This is a genomic window from Streptomyces sp. NPDC005181, from assembly GCF_040608395.1.
GTDB lineage: Bacteria > Actinomycetota > Actinomycetes > Streptomycetales > Streptomycetaceae > Streptomyces.
Map to the genome: position 1 here is coordinate 12,204 of NZ_JBEXID010000077.1, position 19,347 is coordinate 31,550.

17 protein-coding genes are annotated in these 19,347 nt (G+C 71.0%); 3 read left to right on the forward strand and 14 right to left on the reverse strand.

Annotated features, from left to right (window positions below):
* Positions 1–21 precede the first annotated feature (21 nt).
* The 12 genes from hypF to ABZV38_RS31840 all read right to left on the reverse strand — a co-directional run bounded on the left by hypF (position 22) and on the right by ABZV38_RS31840 (position 13,554).
* On the reverse strand, positions 22–2,430 hold the full coding sequence (gene hypF, locus ABZV38_RS31785; protein ID WP_356331897.1) for a carbamoyltransferase HypF: 2,409 nt from the start codon (positions 2,428–2,430) through the stop codon (positions 22–24).
* Complete coding sequence (gene hypB / locus ABZV38_RS31790) at positions 2,427–3,365, reverse strand: hydrogenase nickel incorporation protein HypB (protein WP_356331898.1); 939 nt, start codon at positions 3,363–3,365, stop codon at positions 2,427–2,429. The genes hypF and hypB overlap by 4 nt, the downstream gene beginning before the upstream one ends.
* Positions 3,366–3,368: 3 nt before the next feature.
* Complete coding sequence (gene hypA / locus ABZV38_RS31795; protein ID WP_356331899.1) at positions 3,369–3,761, reverse strand: hydrogenase maturation nickel metallochaperone HypA; 393 nt, start codon at positions 3,759–3,761, stop codon at positions 3,369–3,371.
* Positions 3,762–4,014: 253 nt separating this feature from the next.
* On the reverse strand, positions 4,015–4,563 hold the full coding sequence (locus ABZV38_RS31800) for a hydrogenase maturation protease (protein WP_356331900.1): 549 nt from the start codon (positions 4,561–4,563) through the stop codon (positions 4,015–4,017).
* Positions 4,560–6,008, reverse strand: coding sequence for a hypothetical protein (locus tag ABZV38_RS31805; RefSeq protein ID WP_356331901.1), 1,449 nt, complete (start codon positions 6,006–6,008; stop codon positions 4,560–4,562). The genes ABZV38_RS31800 and ABZV38_RS31805 overlap by 4 nt, the downstream gene beginning before the upstream one ends.
* Positions 6,005–6,715, reverse strand: a complete 711-nt coding sequence (locus tag ABZV38_RS31810; protein ID WP_356331902.1) for a DUF6084 family protein — start codon at positions 6,713–6,715, stop codon at positions 6,005–6,007. Before ABZV38_RS31810 ends, ABZV38_RS31805 begins: the two co-directional genes overlap by 4 nt.
* On the reverse strand, positions 6,712–7,380 hold the full coding sequence (locus ABZV38_RS31815) for a DUF5947 family protein (RefSeq protein ID WP_356331903.1): 669 nt from the start codon (positions 7,378–7,380) through the stop codon (positions 6,712–6,714). Before ABZV38_RS31815 ends, ABZV38_RS31810 begins: the two co-directional genes overlap by 4 nt.
* Positions 7,377–7,994 (reverse strand): hypothetical protein, encoded by a 618-nt coding sequence (locus ABZV38_RS31820; protein WP_356331904.1) that lies wholly within the window; start codon positions 7,992–7,994, stop codon positions 7,377–7,379. Before ABZV38_RS31820 ends, ABZV38_RS31815 begins: the two co-directional genes overlap by 4 nt.
* On the reverse strand, positions 7,991–9,775 hold the full coding sequence (locus tag ABZV38_RS31825) for a nickel-dependent hydrogenase large subunit (RefSeq protein WP_356331905.1): 1,785 nt from the start codon (positions 9,773–9,775) through the stop codon (positions 7,991–7,993). Before ABZV38_RS31825 ends, ABZV38_RS31820 begins: the two co-directional genes overlap by 4 nt.
* Positions 9,776–9,877: 102 nt before the next feature.
* Positions 9,878–10,963 (reverse strand): hydrogenase expression protein HypE, encoded by a 1,086-nt coding sequence (locus tag ABZV38_RS31830; protein ID WP_356331906.1) that lies wholly within the window; start codon positions 10,961–10,963, stop codon positions 9,878–9,880.
* Positions 10,964–11,022: 59 nt separating this feature from the next.
* Entirely contained in the window at positions 11,023–12,807 is a 1,785-nt protein-coding gene (locus ABZV38_RS31835) for an enoyl-CoA hydratase-related protein (protein WP_356331907.1), read from the reverse strand.
* A gap of 222 nt (positions 12,808–13,029) precedes the next feature.
* Positions 13,030–13,554 carry a DoxX family protein gene (locus tag ABZV38_RS31840; protein WP_356331908.1) on the reverse strand — a complete coding sequence of 175 codons (525 nt, stop codon included), beginning with the start codon at positions 13,552–13,554 and terminating at the stop codon, positions 13,030–13,032.
* Between the two features lie 202 nt (positions 13,555–13,756).
* Between ABZV38_RS31840 and ABZV38_RS31845 the strand changes: the two genes are divergently transcribed.
* Together ABZV38_RS31845 and ABZV38_RS31850 are read left to right on the forward strand one after the other, a co-directional pair.
* Positions 13,757–15,778, forward strand: coding sequence for an NADPH-dependent 2,4-dienoyl-CoA reductase (locus ABZV38_RS31845; protein ID WP_356331909.1), 2,022 nt, complete (start codon positions 13,757–13,759; stop codon positions 15,776–15,778).
* A 63-nt stretch (positions 15,779–15,841) separates the two neighbouring features.
* The gene (locus tag ABZV38_RS31850) at positions 15,842–16,402 is read left to right on the forward strand and encodes a PadR family transcriptional regulator (RefSeq protein ID WP_356331910.1); all 561 of its coding nucleotides are present in this window, start codon (positions 15,842–15,844) and stop codon (positions 16,400–16,402) included.
* Positions 16,403–16,539: 137 nt separating this feature from the next.
* Here ABZV38_RS31850 and ABZV38_RS31855 read toward each other — a convergent pair whose 3' ends face one another.
* The gene (locus ABZV38_RS31855) at positions 16,540–17,502 is read right to left on the reverse strand and encodes a DMT family transporter (RefSeq protein ID WP_356331911.1); all 963 of its coding nucleotides are present in this window, start codon (positions 17,500–17,502) and stop codon (positions 16,540–16,542) included.
* Complete coding sequence (locus ABZV38_RS31860) at positions 17,502–18,368, reverse strand: phosphatase PAP2 family protein (protein WP_356331912.1); 867 nt, start codon at positions 18,366–18,368, stop codon at positions 17,502–17,504. Before ABZV38_RS31860 ends, ABZV38_RS31855 begins: the two co-directional genes overlap by 1 nt.
* A 163-nt stretch (positions 18,369–18,531) precedes the next feature.
* On the opposite strand from ABZV38_RS31860, the gene ABZV38_RS31865 reads away from it, so the two are divergent.
* Complete coding sequence (locus ABZV38_RS31865) at positions 18,532–19,164, forward strand: TetR/AcrR family transcriptional regulator (protein WP_356331913.1); 633 nt, start codon at positions 18,532–18,534, stop codon at positions 19,162–19,164.
* Positions 19,165–19,347 lie beyond the last annotated feature (183 nt).

Genomic DNA, 19,347 nt, shown 5'->3' on the forward strand with positions numbered 1-19,347 from the left:
CCGGCTCTGCCGGGCGGGGCGTCAGTCGGCGGCTGCGCTTGTGCGCAACGCTCCGTTGCGGGTGGCCACCATGAGCTGGCCGAGCGCCAGTCCGCCGTCGTTCGGGGGGACCTCCCGGTGACGCAGGACGGTGAAGCCGTTCTCGTCGAGCATCCGGGCGCACCGGGAGGAGAGCAGGGCGTTGGCGAACACGCCGCCGGTCAGCGCGACTTCGTGCAGACCGTGTCGGTTGCGGGCTGCGGTGCACACCGTGAGCACAAGGTCCGCGAGGGCCGCGTGGAAGCGTGCGGCGACCAGGGTCGGCGCCGCACCGGCGCGCACATCGTCGACGACGGCTGCGAGTACCGGCGACGGGTCCATGACCCATGGCTGTCCGGCGCCCGCGTCCGCCGGGCGCAGTGCGAAGCCGTATCCGGGTCCGGGGTCCGCGGCGGCGCCGACCGCGGCGGCCTCCAGTTCGACGGCGGCCTGGGCTTCGTACCCGGCCCGGTGGCAGACGCCCGCCAGCGAGGAGACAGCGTCGAACAGCCGGCCCATGCTGGAGGTGGGGACGCAGTTGAGGTTGCGCTCCAACTGGCGTAGCAGCACACGTTGTTCGTCCGGTGGGCAGGCTACCGTGCAGGGCAGATCGTCCGTCCAGCCGATGCCTGCCGCGTACAGATGTGCGAGCGCCATCCGGTAGGGCCGGTGCACGGCGGCGTCGCCGCCGGGCAGTGGAGCATACGCGAGGTGCGCGAAGCGGTGATAGGCGTCGTAGTCGGCCAGCATGATCTCGCCGCCCCACACCGCCCCGTCGTCCCCGTATCCGGTGCCGTCGAACGCGACGCCGATCACTCGGCGGCTGCCGTCCCGGCCGTGCTCGGTCATCGCGGCGGCGATATGGGCGTGGTGGTGCTGTACGCGCACGACCGGCCGGCCGTCGGCCCGGCGCAGCGCCCACTGGGTGGCGCGGTAGCGCGGATGCCGGTCGGTGGCCAGGATGCCGGGCCGCACACCGGTGAGGGCCTCCATGTGCTGTTCGGCGCGTGCGAAGGCGTGCTGCGTGTCCAGGTCGTCCATGTCGCCGACATGGGCGGACAGCCAGGCCCTGCGTTCCTCGGCGAGGCAGAAGGTGTTCTTCAGGTCGCCGCCGGTGGCGAGGGTCGCCGGCACCGCGTGGGGCAGGGCGAGCGGCAGCGGAGCGTAGCCGCGTGAGCGGCGTACGATCAGCCGCTCCCCGTCGCAGACGCGCACCACGGAGTCGTCGCACGGCACGTGGATCGGGCGGTCGTGCGTGAGCCAGGCGTCGGCCAGGTGGGCCAGCCGCTCCAGCGCCTCGTCGTCGTCGGTGACGATCGGTTCACCGGCCACGTTGCCACTGGTCATGACGAGCAGGCGCGGTCCCGGCGGGTCACCGGGCAGGCCGAGCAGCAGATGGTGCAGCGGGGTGTACGGGAGCATCACGCCGAGGTCGGCGCTGCGCGGGGCGACCGCATCGGACGGCCAGGGGGTGCGGGGGCCCGGGCGGGCGTCGGCGCGCCGCCGCAGCAGGACGACGGGCCGGACACCGCCGGTGAGCAGGGCCCGCTCCTCGCCGCCCACCTGCACGAGGTGTGCGACGTCGTCGATGTCGCGGGCCATCATGGCGAACGGCTTGTCGCCGCGGGCCTTCCGGCGGCGCAACAGGGACACCGCGGCGGAGTTCTCGGCATCGCATGCGAGGTGGTAGCCGCCGAGCCCCTTGATCGCGAGGACCGCACCGTCGGACAGCAGCCGGCGCGCCTCCTCGACCGGGTCGCGTCCGGCTGCGCACTGCGCGGGCAGTGGCTGGTCCGGCCGCCCGACGAGCAGTCGCAGCCGGGGGCCGCAGGCGGGGCAGGCGACCGGCTGGGCGTGAAAGCGCCGGTCGGCGGGGTCGGCGTACTCACGGGCGCAGTCGGCGCACATCGGGAAGCGGTGCATGGTCGTGTGCGCGCGGTCGTACGGCACTCCGGTGACGATGGTGAACCGGGGCCCGCAGTGCGTACAGGTGATGAACGGATGGCGGTGGCGCCGGTCGGCCGGATCCGCCAGTTCGGCGAGGCAGTCGGCGCAGGTGGCCACGTCCGGGGAGACCAACGTGCGGGCCGGTCCGCCGGTCCGGGAGTCCACGATGCTGAAGCGGGATCCGCCGGCGGGCGGGACCTCCGTGTGGTCGACGGAGTCCACCCGGGCGAGCGGGGGCGCCTCCGCTGCGATCCGGTCGCAGAACAGGGCCACGGCGGCCGGGGCGCCCTCGACCTCGGCGACGACGCCTTCGGTGGTGTTGGTGACGTGTCCGGCCAGGCCCAGTCCGGTGGCCCGGGCGTACAGGTAGGGCCGGAATCCCACGCCCTGCACGACGCCGCGGACCACGACCCGTCGGCGCTGTACGGCTCCGGCGACGGCGGCGTCCGGCTGCGGGGTCGTCACGAGCGGTACTGCGCCGCGGAGTCGGGTGCTGTCGTCACGACGAGCGGCTCGTCGGGGTGCGGGTGTGCGTGGGGGCCGGTGTGCGGGTGCTCGTGGGTGCCCAGGTCCGGATGGGTGTGCGTATGCATGCCGGTGTGCGCGTGGGTGTGGGTGTGCGAGCCGCCGTTCGCCCCGTGGTCACGATGGGTGTGCGTGCCGTCGGGCGAATCCATGTCGGGGTGGGAGTGCGCGTGCTCTGGGTACGGGTGCTGCCGGGCCATCACCGGTGTGTGGACCGGGGCGCCCTCCCCCGCGGCCAGGGCCCGGTCGAGCAGCGTGCCCACCCCTTCACCGCGGCGGGCGGCGGTGAGTACCACTTCCACACCGGGGTTGACCTGCTGGACATGGGCACGGAACGCGGCCTCGTCGAAGTCGACGGCCTCCGCGATGTCGGTCTTGGTGACCACGACGAGCTGGGCCAGTCCGAATGCGGTGGGGTACTTCAGCGGTTTGTCCTCGCCCTCCGTCACGGAGGCGAGGACGACCCTGAGCGTCTCCCCCAGGTCGTAGGAGGCGGGGCAGACCAGGTTGCCGACGTTCTCCACGAAAAGGATCCGGGTCCCGTCGGGCAGCCAGTTGTCCAGGTGGCGGCCGAGCATGCCGGCCTCCAGGTGGCAGAGTCCGTCGGTGAGTACCTGCTTGACGGGGACGCCTGACCGGGCCAGGCGCACGGCGTCGTTCTCGGTGGCGAGGTCGGCGGTGAGTGCGGCAACCGGAACTCCCCTTTCGCGGGCCCGGCCGAGTTCGCGTTCCAGCAGTTCGGTCTTGCCGCTGCCGGGGCTGGAGAGCAGGTTGACGACGGTGGTGCCGCGGGCCGTGAGCGCGGCTCGCAGGCTGTGGGCCGTCGCGTCGTTCTTGGCGAGTACCGCCTGCTGCAGGTCGACTTCACGGCACATCGTTCAGTGCTCCTGGGAGATCGGTTCGCGGGTGTCTTCGGGTGCGGGGCCGTCCTGCCAGTGCACGCTGAGGATCTGCAGCTCGCGGCCCGACAGCAGTTCGGCGGTCGCCTCGCCGCAGACCGGGCAGCACAGCTGCGGCGGCATGCCGACCGCCCATTCGTCCGCGCAGGGCACACACCGCGCGCGGGCCGCCACGGATTCGATGACGAGTTCGGCTCCTTCCAGGACCGTCCCGGCGCAGGCAAGTCCGAAGCAGAAGGACAGGGCGTCGGGAACGACTCCGGCCAGTTCGCCGACCTGGAGCCGGACGGACCCGACCGACGTGGCTCCGCCGGCCTGAGCCGCCTCTTCCACCTGGTCGACGACGGCCATGGCGATCGACATCTCGTGCATTGGTTCTCCGTCCTGCACTGCGTCATTACAGCGGCGGGTGACGGGGGCCGGCGGACCGGCTCGCCGGTATCCGTACGGCACATGCTCCATTCGGTGCAGCCGTGCGCCGGGCCCGGGCGGCCGGTGCCGTCACATGCAGCGCATCCGCAGATAGCGCCTGACGTCGGGCAGGATCTGCGCGACGACGACGGCGAGAGCGGCGGCGCTCAGGCCGCAGATGAGGGTCTTCTTCATGGTGGTGGCTTCCTTCTGCTCAGTTCATGGCAGGTCGGGCCGCCGTCCGCCGGATGTCGGCCGGACGGTCGGCTGCTTGTACGAGGTCCAGGATCATCCGGACGGCGTGTGGCACCGCTGCGGCCACGGGGGCGCTCAGCCCGATCCGTTCGTCGACACTGCCGGGTTCGCAGCCGACGACGAGCGTGCGCCTCGGCGGGACCGCTCCGGTGCCCGCGCACAGGGTGCCGAGCAGTGCCAGGACGGCGTCGGGGGACATCCGGTGACCGTCGAGCAGCGCGTTCTGCGGCTCGACGGCGCCGGGTTCGTCGGCCTCGATCAGGTACAGGGTTCCGGGGTCGCCGCCGCGTGCGGTGGCGTCGATCAGGACGAGGGTGTCGTATCCGTCGAGGAGCTGGTAGGCGAGGTGGACGCCCCGTACGCCGATGTCGACCACCTCGATGTGGTCGGGGAGCCGGTGCGAGGACAGTCCGCGCACCGTCTCGACGCCGAAGCCGTCGTCGCCGAGGAAGATGTTCCCGATCCCGGCAATCAGGGTTCTCGGCTGTTTCTGCGCAAGGGCGTTCACGCGTCCTCCAGGGGGGCGATCTCGTCCGGCTGGAAGTACAGGAAGCGCCCCTGCTCGCGGCGGATGTCCGCGCCCGGGTCGCCCTCCACGGTGACCGCGAGGTGCACTCCGCCGTCGACGTCGTGGAGCACTGCTTCGACCTGTGCGCTGCGGCCCTTGAGGAACAGGTCCTGGGCGTCGGTGCGCCGCAGCCCCGGTCGCAGAAGAACGCGGCTGCCCACGCCCACGGACCGTCCGTCCACCAGGATCCGGTCCCGGGCCGGGTCGGCGGTGTCGTCGCTCGCCGGGTCCCACCACGGGGTGTCGGGGCGCAGAACGCCGCGGGTGTCGATCAGGTCCACGCCGTCCGGGACGGGGTCCTGCGCGACGGGCGGGGGCGTGTCGGGTCCGGTGATCTCCCGCAGGGCCCGTACCGCGCCGTGCAGTCGCTCCAGGACCTCGGGGGGCATCGATTCGGCCAGGTCGATGACGGCTGCCGCCCGGGGATCGGTGCCGCGTGCCTCGCGCTTCTCCTGGTCGGTCAGGGCCGCCGTGCGCAGGGCGAGGATCTCGTCGATCTCGGTGGCGTCGTACAGCGCGCCCGGGCTCTCGGGGGCGATCGCCGGATGGTCCTCCAGGATGATCGGGGACGACAGCATCAGGTCCGTCTTCCCGGGTTCCCCGGCGAGCACCGGCCAGGTGTGCAGGTTGCGGCAGGCCGCGACAGCACCCTTGGCCCACTCGGGCGGGTCCGTCATCGACAGGAACGACCCCGCGCTGAGACCCAGCAGGAGATGGGCGGCGACCAGCGACCGCGGGAGCGCGGCGTCCCGGTCGGCCTCGGCGGAGTCGGGCGTCCAGGCGGTGGTGTTCTCCACCACGGCGGTGAGCCTCATGACCCGGTAGGGGCCGTCGAGTTCGCGGGCGGACAGCCGCACGGCACCGCTGATCTCCTCGCAGCGGCGGACCAGGCGGCCCACCGTCCGCCCGTCCGCGTCCAGGACGGGTTCGGTCTCCTCGCGGGCGGGTCGGGTGAAGGGGACGGTGACACCGTCCCCGTCCAGTTCGGCAATGTCCACGACCACTTCGACGCGTTGCTCGGTGCCCTCGTCCCACGGGACCAGCACCCGATCGGCCAGGTCGAGTTGGGCCACGGTCTCGAACGTGCCGTCGTTGCGGGCCTGTTGAACCGTCCGTCGTTGAGCGTGCAGGAACCGCGCCTCGACGGCGAGCGTCGCGCCGGGCTTCGGCTCCATCAGACACTCGGTGTGCTGGAAGTCGTGCTCCTCGCAGTCGGCGCCCCAGCCGGGTGGCACAAGCACCCCGAACTGCCAGCGCAGCCGGTTCTTGGCCGCGGAGGCACGGTACGGGTACAGCACATAGCCCTCGAAGAGGACGGTGTCGGCCACCTGCCGGGCGGTGGCGAACCGGGACTCCAGTTCGGGCGTGAGCAGGGGTGCGGTCACGGCGCCCTCCTCTCGGTGAGGCGGGGCAGTACGGCCCGGTGCACCGGGCGCTCAGGGGGCTGCGGAGGTGGCGTACCTGCGGCTCCGGCCTGGTCGATCAGTGCCTGGACGGTCGCCTCCCAGGACGGCAGGGCCTGCCGCGAGCGGAAGGCGAGCAGCGCGTCCATGGTGTCGCGCGGCAGCCGGATCCAGCCGCAGCCCGGGAAGTGCTGCTCGATCATGTCCTTCCACACCGCCACCGGCATCCGGCAGGACGCCTCGCGGTCCCAGGGCACCGGTTCGACGTGGAAACCGCCGTCCCCGGTGAAGGCGGTGCCGGAGAAGAGCAGGAGGAGCGGCACCTCGCCGTCCTGGAGCGCGTCGAAGTACCGTGTCGCGGCGACGTCCAGGTCGTAGGTACAGGGCACGACGAGGTCCACCTCGGTCTCCGTGGTGAAGGACGGAACCATGAGGGAGACCTGCGCGAACTGCAGGGGCTGGAGTGTGTTTCCCCAGCGTGAGCGGTCGCCGAAGAGGTCGTGCAGTCCGTCCGCCTCGGTCTGCTCGTAGCCGCGCCGGGCCGGTTCGATACGGATCTGGCAGCGCAGCGCGAGGGCGTGCACCCGGGCTTCCGCGGACGCGGTGATGCGCAGCCGGAAGACCAGCGTGGGGCCCGCCGCGTACGGGTCGGCGCGGACTCCGGTACAGGTGAAAGCGAATTCCGTCACCGCGGCTTCCTCTTCTCCTGGGTCCGGGCGCGTCCCTCGACATGTGCGAAGAACGCCTGGAGGTCGGCCCTCGCCTCCGCTCCGCCGTCGAAGCCCTGCCAGAGGAGGCGCATGCGTCCCACCAGCTCGTAGCAGATGTCGATCGGTACGAGGTAGCACTCGGCCCGGCCCTCCGTGCGGCGCATCAGCAGCGCCTCGACATCGGGTTCGAGCAGTGCGGCGAGACGACTGGTACCGAGCACGGTCTGCCAGGTATCCGGGTCGAGTTCGCTCTCGGTGGCTCCGGCCGGGCTCGGGTACAGCGCGACCAGTCGGTCCAGCGCGGCGTTGCGGAAGAAGAACGCGACGCCGACCGGGATCTGCAGGAGTTCCCATGCACCGTCGTCGAGACGGTGGTCCGGATCGGACAGATAGCGGTCCGGGACCGTTCTGAAGCGCCCGTCGGCTGCGCCCGGCCGCTCGAAGAGCAGGGCGCACGGGGTGCACGCACAGGCCAGCGCACGCTTCTCGGTGTCCACGAGATGCCGATGGCCGCCCTCGGTCACGGACACCCCGCACAGCTCGCAGCGTTCCTGCCGGGGTTCCGGCGCTGTGGTGAATCTGCGCAGGCCTCGGATGCGGGCAACGGGCGCGCGGCGCTCGGCAGGCGCCTGGGGTGCGCTCATGGCGCCTTCGCCGGGGCGGCCTGCCCGGCGCCGGCAGGTCCGGCCGGCGGGCGGGTGACGATCTGCAGCAGGGGTGGCTCCCGGTCGGTGGCCGAGGGCTCCATCTCCACCTGGTTCACTTCCGGTACGAAGCAGGCCAGCGCGTCCTCGACGCTGCGCTGGGCCGCCGCGCCCGTGCTCGGACAGCCGCAGCCACCGCCGCCACCGGCCTCGGACGAGGAGCGCAGCCGCAGGATGCCGCTCTCCTCGTCGAAGCCGACGACCTCGACAGGGTCGGGTACGGAGTCCAGGGCGCGCGCGATGCGCGTGCCGATGTCCTCCGGGTGCAGATCGTGCAGGGCCAGCAGGCTCGACACGAGTTCGTCGTCGAGCAGTCCGGCGAGCGGTGCGTAGCCGGTTGCGCGGTCCGCCGGGGTGCTGAGGCGGTCGACGATCCGGGCCAGGCCGGCGCCGTAGAAGTCCATCAGGACCCGCACCAGATCCTCCGCCGCGGCGCACACTTCCTGGTCGCCGGTGGTGGTCAGGCGGTCGAGCAGCTCGTCGACCCGCTGCCCGGCCTCCACGGCGTCGAGGGCTCGCGGCGGTGCGACGGCCGGCGGCGCTGCGGCGCTCATCCGGCCAGTCCGCTCAGTCCGGTGGGCACATGCATCTGCTTGACCGTCTTGCCGTCGCCCACATACATGTGGACGCCGCACGGCAGACAGGGGTCGAAGCTGCGGACGGTCCGCATGATGTCGATGCCCTTGAAGTTCTCGGGGGTGTTCTCCTCGAAGATCGGTGTGTTCTGCACCGCGTCCTCGTAAGGGCCGGGGGTGCCGAAGGTGTCCCGGGTACTGGCGTTCCACGGCGTGGGCGGATAGGGGTGGTAGTTGGCGATCTTGCCGTCCCTGATCACCATGTGGTGGGAGAGCACGCCCCGTACGGCCTCCGTGAAGCCGACGCCGATGCTCTCGTCGGGCACCTCGAACTTCTCCCAGGTCTGGGTGCGTCCGGCGCGGACCTCCTCGAGCCCCTTCTCGGCACAGTGCAGCGCGATCGCGGCGGCGTACGCCTGGAAGTACGTGCGGGCGCGGTTGCGCTCCAGCGCGTTGCTCCACTTCGGGATCTTCCACTCGAAGGTGGTCTCGGGCTTGGTCATCGTGCGCGGCAGGTTGATGACGACGCTGTGACCGGTGGCCTTCACATACCCGACGTCGACGAGCCCGGACAGGGCGGTGGACCAGAGGCGGGCGATGGGACCGCCGCCGGTGTCCAGCGCCAGGTGGTCCTTGCCGTCGAACCAGCGGGGCGACATCACCCAGCTGTACTTGTCGTCGAAGTTCCGTTTCTGCGGTGCGGGGATGGTGTGCTGGTTCCACGGGTGGCGGGGGTCCACCGGGTTGCCCAGCGGGTCGTGTGTGACGAACTGTTCCTTGCCCTCCCAGTCGTCGTAGTACGAGCTGCCGAGCAGGATCCGGATGCCGAGGTTGATCTCGGTGAGGTCGTTGGTGACCAGTTTGCCGTCCACGATCACGCCGGGGGTGACGAACATCTTCCGTCCCCAGTCGGTCATGTTGGCGTACGTGAAGTCGCAGTACTCGGGGTCGTTGAGCGCTCCCCAGCAGCCGAGCAGCACCCGTCGGCGGCCGACCTCCTCGTACCCCGGCAGCGCCTCGTAGAAGAAGTCGAACAGATCGTCGTGCAGGGGAACGACGCGCTTCATGAACTCCACGTACCGCATGAGGCGGCTGAGGTAGTCCGTGAAGAGCTGGACGGATGCGATCGTTCCCACACCGCCCGGGTAGAGCGTGGAGGGGTGCACGTGGCGCCCTTCCATCAGGCAGAACATCTCCCGCGTGTAGCGGCTCACTTGAAGGGCCTCGCGGTAGAACTCTCCCTCGATGGGATTGAGGGAGCGCATGATGTCGGCGATCGTGCGGTAGCCGTGCTCCCCGGCGTGGGGCGCCTCGGTACGCTCGGCGAGTTCGAGAACTCCCGGGTTGGTCTCGCGGACCATCTTCTCGCAGTAGTCGACCCCGACCAGGTTCTCCTGGAAGATGTTGTGGTCGAACATGTACTCCGCCGACTCGCCCAGGTTGATGATCCACTCACCGAGGTGCGGCGGCTTCACCCCGTAGGCCATGTTCTGCGTGTACACGGAACATGTGGCGTGGTTGTCGCCGCAGATCCCGCAGATGCGGCTGGTGATGAAGTGGGCGTCCCGGGGGTCCTTGCCCCGCATGAAGACGCTGTAGCCACGGAAGACCGACGAAGTGCTGTAGCACTCCGCGACCCGCTTCTGCTTGAAGTCGATCTTCGTGTGGATGCCGAGACTGCCTACGATCCGGGTGATCGGATCCCAGGCCATCTCGACGAGGCCACTGCCGTCACCGGCCGCCTTCGTCGTGGGTGCCATTGTGTGTGCCATAACCCTTCTGGGAAGCGGGAGTTGAGGGAGGGTGAGCGGGCGGAGGCGGGCCGTCCGTCGATCGCGGGGCGGTGGCGCCGGGCGGCCCGGTCACCAGGGCGGGCGGTACCCGGTGGTCAGCTTCTTGCCCGTGTGACGCCACTGCGGTTCCTTGTCCACGGTCTTCGCCGTGATCGACCGGAGCCTGCGGACCACCGCCCCGTACGCTCCGCTGGCGGCACTGGAGACCTTGCCGCCGGGCGGTTCGTCCATGAACGGCATGAACTTGTCGGGGAAGCCCGGCATGGTGCAGGCAATACAGATGCCGCCGACGTTCGGGCAGCCGCCGATGCCGTTCATCCAGCCGCGCTTGGGCACGTTGCACTTGACGACGGGGCCCCAGCAGCCGAGCTTGACCAGGCACTTGGGCGAGTCGTACGTGGTGGCGAACTGGCCCTGTTCGTAGTACCCGGCCCGGTCGCATCCCTCGTGCACGGTGGCGCCGAAGAGCCAGGCCGGGCGCAGCTTGTCGTCCAGCGGAATCATCGGAGCGGAGCCCGCCGCCTGGTAGAGCAGGTAGGTGAGGGTCTCCGAGAAGTTGTCCGGCTGGATCGGGCAGCCGGGCACACACACGATCGGAATGCCGGCCTTCGAGGTCCAGTCCCAGCCCAGGTAGTCGGGCACGCCCATGGCACCGGTCGGGTTACCGGCCATCGCGTGGATGCCGCCGTAAGTGGCGCAGGTGCCGATGGCGACGACCGCCAGGGCCTTGGGCGCCAGCCGGTCGATCCACTCACTGGTCGTGATCGGCTGACCGGTCTCCGGGTTGTCGCCGAAGCCGCACCAGTACCCCTCCTGCTTGATCGACTCATTGGGGATGGACCCCTCGACGACCAGCACGAAGGGATCGATCTCGCCGCGTTCACCCTTGAAGAACCATTCGATGAAGGTGTCCGCACCGCCCACCGGACCGCATTCGAAGTCGATCAGGGGCCAGTGGACCTGGATCTTCGGCAGGCCCGGCAGCGCGCCGGTGACGATTTCCTCGATGCTCGGCTGCATGGCCGCCGTCAACGCCACCGAGTCGCCGTCACAACTCAGCCCTGCATTGATCCAGAGGATGTGGATCGGGGACTCCTCGTCGGCGGCCGCACCCGCTGCCTGGGCGCCGACCGTATTCGCTGTTGCTGCATCCATGGGGATGTCTCCTTGGGGAGCTCTGCACGGAAAGCCCGCTTTCCGGCCTTCGTGTCCAGCTAACCGTCAGTCGGTCCGGGTGCGACGGCGAGCGCCGCCGTTGCGGTGACGGCGCGGTCCCGGCCGGCGGACGGATACGCCGTACGCGTTCCCGGTACGCCGATGCCGAGGTGGGGTGGCGTCCGGGTCGGGGGTTCCTTACGCACGAAGGCACGGCGCAGGCGGTGGTACGGCGCGTCCGGGTCGAAGAAGATGGACCGCATCGCGGCCAGTTCCTCCTGCCGGTGGGCGGCCAGCGGCTTGAGCGCCTCTTCGCGCTCCAGCGCCGTCTTCTTCCGGGCGATCCGGGCCTGCGCCGCGGTCGACGAAGCCAGCCGGACAGCCAGTCGGAGGGTCTCGCCCGGGAAGTCCTGGGGACGGCTGGCGATGGTCCGGTCCACCAGGCCGAGCCGCTCGGCGGCTTCGGCGCCGAGCGGCAGCGCTTCGTGGGCGAGCCGCTCGGCGACCTCGGGCCCCACCCTGCGCGGCAGGGTGCGGGTCCAGTACTCCGAGCCGGACAGTCCCATCAGCCGGTAGTGCGGGTTGAGGACCGAGCCTTTGCGGCACCAGACCTCGTCGGCGGCCATCGCGAGCATCGCTCCGCCGGCGGCGGCGTTGCCGCCCACAGCCGCGACCACCAGCCGGTCGGTGGTGGTCAGCACGGCCTCCACCAGGTCGTTCATGGCGTTGATGTTGGCCCAGGACTCGTCGGCGGGGTCGGCCGCCGCCTCGATGACGTTCAGGTGGATGCCGTTGGAGAAGAAGTCCCGGCCGCCGCCCAGCACCAGAACCGAGGTGGGACGGGAGCAGGCGATCCGGTAGGCGTCCAGGAGGCGCGTGCACTGGGTGGTGCTCATGGCCCCGCCGGGGAACGAGAACGTGAGACGTCCGACGGCGCCGGTCTCCTCGTAGCGGATGTCGTTCCAGGTTCCGCGGCGCTCGGGTGCGTCCGGCGGGACCGGGTCCTCGGGCAGCGGCGGCAGCCGCTCGCCGAGTGCCAGGACGGCGGGGAGTCTGAACGGAGCGGGCTGTCCCGGCTGCCGCCTGGCGCGCAGCTCCGGAATCCATACGGCGCCGTCGGCGGTGGCCCGGCAGACCCCGCCGGCCCGCGTGGCGAGCAGCTCTCCGGGGCGGCCGCGCAGCCGGTCCTCCGGGTGTCCTCCGTGCAGGAACCACTCGCCGCCGAGCAGTTCGTCCAGTACGCCGGGGTGCGAGTCGGCCGCCCGCAGCTTTCGCAGCACGGTTTCGGTGGAGTCGGACCGCCAGTCGATCCGCCGGAGTTCCTGACGGAAATACGGCCGGGTGCCGTCGGTGGCGCGTGCGCTGTCCTGGGGCCGGGGTGTGTACATTCCCGAGGCGAATCGGTCGACGGCCTGCAGCACGGCCGTCAGCGCCGCGTCGGAGACCTCGTTGCGGTACAGGTCGCTCTTGCCCACCTTCGGTACGGAGAATTCGGCCGACGCCCAGACGTCTCCGGCGTCCATCTCCTCGTCGGCCTGCAGAACCGTTACGCCCCAGCGGGTGACGCCTTCATGGATCGCCCAGTCGAGCGAGGACGGTCCGCGGTCGCCGACGGGTCCGGGATGGACGATGAGGCAGGTGTACGCCGACCACACGTCCCGCGGGATGGCCGTCCTGAGCATCGGAGCCACAATCAGGTCCGGTGCGGACCGTCGGACCTCGTCCCGCAGATGGCCGTCGGAGAGTGCGAGTCCGACCGCCACGGTGTGGCCCCGGTCCCGCAGCTCCGCGTGGACGCGCTGAGTGAGGCTGTTGAACGCACTCGCGACGAGCAGGATGTGCACGGCGGACTCCCAGCGGCTCTGAGGTTCTGCGGCTCTGCGGCTCCCGACCGGAGCGGGTCCGGCCGCCTGCAAGCCTCGGACACACCCGACGGGCTCCGTCGTCACCGGGCGGCGGAGTCACTCGAAAGGGGGAACGTCCTGCGGCCACCCGACGGCCGAAAACGCTGCCATGGGGGCGATGGTGCACCAGGGCCGGCTGGGCGGCCCTGATGCACCGTCGGCTCAGCTCGCGTCCGCGTTCTTCCTCAGCCCCCTGGACCGCTTCCCGACCACGGCAACGACCCCGGCCGCACTGCCCGCGAAGGCGAGGGCGACCATCCATGGCTGGTTGAAGACGTGATAGGTGACGTGGTCGAGGGAGTACCGGCCGGGGCCGGTCAGGCCGATCGCGGCGGCGGTGAAGCCGAGGAAGGCCGGGTATTCGTACCCGCCGCCCTGCGCGAAGAAGCCGGCGGGCGCTTGGACGGCGACGGCGGCCGACATGGCGCCCGCCGCGGCCGCTCCGGCGGCGGGGGTGGCGAGGCCGAGGGCCAGCAGGGCGCCGCTGCCCGCCTCGCCGAGTCCGGCGGCGACGGCGCTCTGCCTGGGCGGGAGGAAGCCCATGGCTTCCATGCCCGCGGCGGTTGCTTCGATGCCTCCGCCGCCGAACCAGCCGAACAGCTTCTGACTGCCGTGCGCGGCCAGGACCGCGCCGGTGCCGACGCGCAGGACGAGCAGGCCTAGGTCACGCCGGTTGAGGCAGGCCATGGAGGTCTCCGGGGGTTCGGGTGTGTTCGGGGTTACGGATCCACTCTCCGCGCCGCGGCGGGTGGACGTGCCCCGGTGCTACTCCGTCCGGGGTCGGCATCGGGTGGGGGCGAATGCGACGCAGGTCATTGTGCAACTTGTTGCACAATGACGTTTCGGTGGTCTACAACTGGCGCAACGACACTGCGTGAGGAGCCGCCGGATGACCCCGTACCCGAACCTGCTGAGCCCGCTCGACCTCGGGTTCACCACCCTCCCCAACCGGGTGCTGATGGGATCGATGCATGTCGGCCTGGAGGAGGCGGAGCGCGGCTTCGAGCGGATGGCAGCGTTCTATGCGGCCCGCGCCCGGGGTGGTGTCGGCCTCATGGTCACCGGTGGCATAGCGCCGAACGACCGCGCACGCCCGTATCCCGGCGGCGCCAAGCTGACGACCGAGGCGGAGGTCGCGCAGCATGCTCAGGTCACCGCCGCAGTGCACGCGGCGGGCGGCCGGATCGCGATGCAGATCCTGCACTTCGGCCGGTACGCGCACCATCCGGACCTGGTGGCGCCGAGCGCGATCCAGGCCCCGATCAGCCCGTTCACACCGCACGCCCTGACCGACGACGAGGTCGAGGAGACCGTCGAGGACTTCGTGCGGACCGCGGAGCTGGCGCGACGGGCGGGCTACGACGGTGTCGAGATCATGGGCTCCGAGGGCTATCTGATCAATGAGTTCATCGCCGCCGAAACGAATCACCGCACCGACCGCTGGGGCGGTTCGTACGAGAACCGCATCCGGTTCCCGGTCGAGATCGTGCGCCGGGTCCGCGAGCGGGTCGGCAGCGACTTCATCCTGATCTACCGGCTCTCGATGCTGGACCTGGTGCCCGGCGGCTCCTCGCTGGAGGAGGTCGTGCAGCTCGCCCGGGCGATCGAGGCGGCCGGGGCCACGATCATCAACACCGGGATCGGCTGGCACGAGGCCCGTATCCCCACCATCGCGACGTCGGTGCCGCGCGGTGCCTACACCTGGGTCACCGAAAAGGTGCGCGGGGCCGTCTCCGTTCCGCTGGTGACCAGCAACCGGATCAACACCCCCGAGGTCGCCGAGGAGATTCTCGCGTCGGGCCGTGCGGACATGGTGTCGATGGCCCGGCCGTTCCTCGCCGACCCGGACTTCGTGGCCAAGGCGGCCGCGGGCCGCGCCGACGCGATCAACACCTGCATCGGCTGCAACCAGGCGTGCCTCGACCACACGTTCAGCGGGAAGATCACCTCCTGCCTGGTCAATCCGCGTGCCTGCCACGAGACCGCGGCCGAGCTCACCCTGTCGCCGACCCGGACCCGTAAGCGCGTCGCGGTCGTCGGCGCCGGGCCCGCGGGGCTCGCGTGCGCCGTCTCGGCGTCCGAGCGCGGGCACGCGGTGACCCTCTTCGACGCGGCCGACGAGATCGGTGGCCAGCTCAACGTGGCGCGCCGGATCCCGGGCAAGGAGGAGTTCAACGAGACGCTGCGCTACTTCCGTACCCGGCTCGCGGAGCAGCAGGTCGACGTCCGGCTCGGTACGAAGGCCACGCCGGGCACCCTCGACGGCTTCGACGAGGTCGTCCTCGCCACCGGTGTCACGCCCCGCTCCCCCGTGATTGAGGGCCTCGACCACCCCAGCGTGGTCAGCTACCTCGATGTCCTGCGCGACGGGGCGCCGGTCGGTGAACGGGTCGCGGTCGTCGGTGCGGGCGGCATCGGATTCGACGTCGCCGAGTTCCTGACGGACGGCGGTGACGCGGCAAGCCTCGACCCGGAGGTGTTCTTCCGGCACTGGGGGGTCGACACCGGGTACCGGGAGCGCGGCGGTCTGCGCCTTCCCGAGCGCCCGAAGCCGCCGCGCATCGTCCACCTGCTCCAGCGCAAGGCGAGCAAGATCGGCGCGGGGCTCGGGAAGACGACCGGGTGGATCCACCGCACCGAGCTGCGGCACCGTGGTGTGACGATGATCGCGGGCGTCGCGTACGACCGCATCGACGACGACGGTCTGCACCTGACGGTCGACGGCGAACAGCACCTTCTGCCGGTCGACACGGTGGTGCTCTGCGCCGGCCAGGAACCGCGACGCGAACTGTACGAGGAGCTGCTCGCCGCAGGCCGTACGGCGCACCTGATCGGTGGCGCCGACGTGGCCGTCGAGCTGGACGCCAAGCGGGCGATCCGCCAGGGCACGGAGCTCGCCGCCGCGCTGTGACAACGGGCCGCCGCGCCCGGGGCCCAGGGCCCCGGGCGCGGCGCCGTCCTTAGGATTCACCCCATGTCACTCCCGCACGCGATCCTCACCGCCCTGCTCGAGAAGCCGTCGTCGGGGCTGGAGCTGACCCGCAGGTTCGACCGGTCGATCGGCTACTTCTGGTCGTCCACGCACCAGCAGATCTATCGCGAACTCGGGAAGCTGGAGGAGACCGGACAGATCCGGGCCCTGCCGTCGACCCAGCCTGCCCGTGGCCGGAAGAAGGAGTACGAAGTGCTGCCCGCGGGTCGCGAGGCACTGGCCGCCTGGGTGGCGCTCCCGGAGGACCCGAAGCAGATCCGCGATCCGCTGCTGCTGCGGATGCGAGCGGCGGCCGTGGTCGGCGCACCGGGCCTCACCACCGAGCTGCGCCGCCACTTGGCGTTGCACGAGAAGCAGCTGGCCGAGTATCTGGTGATCGAGAAGCGGGACTTCCCACCCGGTCGGGACTCCGAGGGGGACCGGCTGCGGCATCTGGTGCTGCGCGGCGGAATCGACCTCGAGAACTTCTGGATCGGCTGGCTGACCCGGGCTCTGGCGCAGGACACCGGCCCGGCCACTCCGGCGAGCCCGTCCGGCCCGTGAGGACAGCCCCTGAGAACGCCCGATCAGGGCGGACGATGAGGACGGTTGGCGAAGACCGCCGATGAGTACCGGCGTGGAGGACGAGGTGGCGAGCCCGGTCTCGCTCGGCCCGCCATCCCGGTCCCGCCACACCCGCGTTACGGCCCGCCGACCTGTGTCCCGCCCAGTTCCGGGCTCAGGGCCAGCCGGTCGTCCCTCGTCCGGGGACTGCCGATCACGACGCGGGACTGCGCGCTCGGCGCCGGTTCCATCCTGGCCCGGTCCGCCACCGACATCGTCTCGCCCTGGGCGCGGCTGAGCAGAATCACCCCGCGTACCGCCGCGGCGGAACCCAGCAGTGCCGGGATCAGGGCGATCGTCCCACCCTGGAAGCGTTCGCCGAGCAGGGCCAGGCCGATGGCCGCGGCGGCGACCGGGTTGGCGAGGGTGACCACGGCGAGGGGTGCGCCGAGGCCGCCCTGGTACGCGGTCTGCGAGAGGAGCAGGCCACCCATCGCGAAGGCCGAGACGAGCAGAGCCACCGTCACCAGGCGCCAGCTGAACAGTGGGCCCGTGTGATCCGTGACCGCCACCGTCAGGGTCTGGGTGAGCGCCGAGGCCACGCCGGACGTGATGCCGGACGCCGCCGCGTGCCGCAGCCCGGGACGGGTACCGGGGCGGCTCAGTCCGGCGACGACCGCCATGGTCGCGGCACCGACCGCCAGCGCCTCGACCAGGCTCAGCGTCTCGTGGGGAGGCGTGCCGCCCGCCGTCAGGAGCAGGGCGCCCAGGCCGAGCAGGGTGAGGACCGTGCCGCGCCATTCGGTGCCGGTGACCCGGCGTCCGGCAGCACGTGCGCCCAGCGGAACGGCGGCGACCAGTGTGAGCGCGCCGAGCGGCTGGACGAGAGTGAGCGGGCCGTATTTGAGTGCTGCGACATGCAGCAGCGCTCCACCGGCGTTCAGTGCGACCGCCGACCACCAGGCCGCGCGCCCGAGCATCCGGAACACTCCGGCTCCCGGCTCGGTGCGCCCCGCGAGCCGGGCCTGCGCCACAGCGGCCGAGGCGTACGCGACGGCTGAGACCAGGGACAGCGCGATGGCCGTCAGGGTGGCGTTCATCACCGGCCTCCGGAGGACGAGGCGTACGCCTCGGAGACGGCCGGATCGGGGATACGGGACATCGGCAGCGCGGTCCCGGCGAGGGTGGACTCGGCAGCCCCGCCAACGGACGGCCACGGAGTGTGTACCCGGACCGGCGCCGGCCGCTCCAGCCGCAGCGCCGCGAACGCGACGGCGAGCAGCGCGCTGACCACGATCGAGTCGAGCCAGTAGTGGTTGGCGGTGCCGACTATCACCAGCAGCGTGACCAACGGGTGCAGCAGCCACAGCCACCGCCACCGCGAACGCGTGGCGACGATCAGCCCGACGGCGACCATCAGAGCCCAGCCGAAGTGCAGCGAGGGCATCGCGGCGAACTGGTTCGCCATCGCGTCGGTCGCCGGGGTGTCTCCGTACACCGTCGGCCCGTACACCTGCCCCGTGTCGACGAGACCGGCGGCGGCCAGCATCCGCGGCGGGGCCAGAGGGAACAGCAGATGCAGGGCGAGCGCGGCCCCCGTGAGCGCCGCGAGGATCCGGCGTGACCAGACGTAGTGGCGGGGGCGGCGCCAGTACAGCCAGGCCAGGAAGAGCAGCGTGGCCGGGAAGTGCACGGTCGCGTAGTAGCTGTTCGCGAGGCGGACCAGCGTCTCGCTGTGCAGCAGCGCGCCCTGCACGGCGCCCTCACCCGGCAGGTGCACGGCCCGTTCCAAGTCCCAGACGTGTCCGGCGTTGCGGTACGCCTCCTCGACGTGACCGTTCACGGCCTGGCGGCCGAACTTGTAGATCGCGAAGAGTCCTACGACAAGAAGGAGCTCACGGACGAGGGGCGGTCGGGCAGAACTGTCCGGCTCCCGATCTGCAGGCTCACTGCGGGCGTACATCACCCGGTGCCCCTTTGCTGACGAAGCGGTGTTACGGCGGCATGGTCGAGTCCATGCCGTATCGATACGCCAGTGTACCGATACGCGCTCGTATCGGTACACTGGCGTATCGGTACACTGGCGTATCGATGGACCTCGTCGCACAGTCGCAGAGAGGGAACAGCGCATGTCGTCGCACGATTCCGTGCAGGAACCGGCTCACACGCCGCGCCGCTCGAAGATCACGCCGGAGCGGGCGCAAGAGTTCTATACGGCCGTGCTCGAACTGCTCCGGGAGAGCGGCTACGAGTCCCTCACCATGGAAGGGGTCGCGTCCCGCACCCGGTGCGGGAAGTCCACTCTCTACCGGCAGTGGGGCTCCAAACCGGAGTTGGTCGTCGCCGCACTGCACAGCACCCGGGAGAAGCTGCTGTCGCACATCGACACGGGCACGCTCGCCGGTGATCTGCTCGAGACGGCGCGGGTCATCGGCGCGCGTTCCGGAAGCGACACACCGCTGATGCATGCGCTGAGCCATGCCGCGCTGCAGAGCCCGGAGCTGCTCTGCGCACTGCGCGAAGCGCTGATCATGCCGGAGCTGGCGGCGATCGACGTCATGGTCCGGCGCGGCATGGAGCGCGGCGAGATCGCCGAGGACAACGCGGCCGCGGAGTTCGCCGCCGCGCAGCTGCTGGGCGTCATGCGTGCCAGGCCGCTACTGGAGGGGAAGTTCGCGGATGAGGCATATCTCACCCGCTTCGTGGAGCGCGCCGTACTTCCGGCGCTCGGACTGGATCCGGCCTCGACCGGGTCCTGCTGAACGTGGGCCTTCGTCCGAGTGGATGACGAGGGCCCGCCTGCGCCGCACCGTGGGGACGGGGGCGGCGCACCGTCCGGTCGGGGGGGGGGGGGGGGGGTTGGGGGCGGGGGGCCCGCCGGGTGGGGGGTGTGTTGCGCGGCCGCCTTGCGGGGGGGGGCACCCCACAAAAAAAAAAAAAAAAGT

Excerpts from the sequence above, each read along its gene's own strand:
- hypB (WP_356331898.1), bottom strand. The coding sequence starts at position 3,365 with ATGTGCCGTGAAGTCGACCTGCAGCAGGCGGTACTCGCCAAGAACGAC.
- hypA (WP_356331899.1), bottom strand. The coding sequence starts at position 3,761 with ATGCACGAGATGTCGATCGCCATGGCCGTCGTCGACCAGGTGGAAGAG.
- ABZV38_RS31815 (WP_356331903.1), bottom strand. The coding sequence starts at position 7,380 with ATGAGCGCACCCCAGGCGCCTGCCGAGCGCCGCGCGCCCGTTGCCCGC.
- ABZV38_RS31820 (WP_356331904.1), bottom strand. The coding sequence starts at position 7,994 with ATGAGCGCCGCAGCGCCGCCGGCCGTCGCACCGCCGCGAGCCCTCGAC.
- ABZV38_RS31825 (WP_356331905.1), bottom strand. The coding sequence starts at position 9,775 with ATGGCACCCACGACGAAGGCGGCCGGTGACGGCAGTGGCCTCGTCGAG.
- ABZV38_RS31830 (WP_356331906.1), bottom strand. The coding sequence starts at position 10,963 with ATGGATGCAGCAACAGCGAATACGGTCGGCGCCCAGGCAGCGGGTGCG.
- ABZV38_RS31840 (WP_356331908.1), bottom strand. The coding sequence starts at position 13,554 with ATGGCCTGCCTCAACCGGCGTGACCTAGGCCTGCTCGTCCTGCGCGTC.
- ABZV38_RS31845 (WP_356331909.1), top strand. The coding sequence starts at position 13,757 with ATGACCCCGTACCCGAACCTGCTGAGCCCGCTCGACCTCGGGTTCACC.
- ABZV38_RS31850 (WP_356331910.1), top strand. The coding sequence starts at position 15,842 with ATGTCACTCCCGCACGCGATCCTCACCGCCCTGCTCGAGAAGCCGTCG.
- ABZV38_RS31855 (WP_356331911.1), bottom strand. The coding sequence starts at position 17,502 with ATGAACGCCACCCTGACGGCCATCGCGCTGTCCCTGGTCTCAGCCGTC.
- ABZV38_RS31865 (WP_356331913.1), top strand. The coding sequence starts at position 18,532 with ATGTCGTCGCACGATTCCGTGCAGGAACCGGCTCACACGCCGCGCCGC.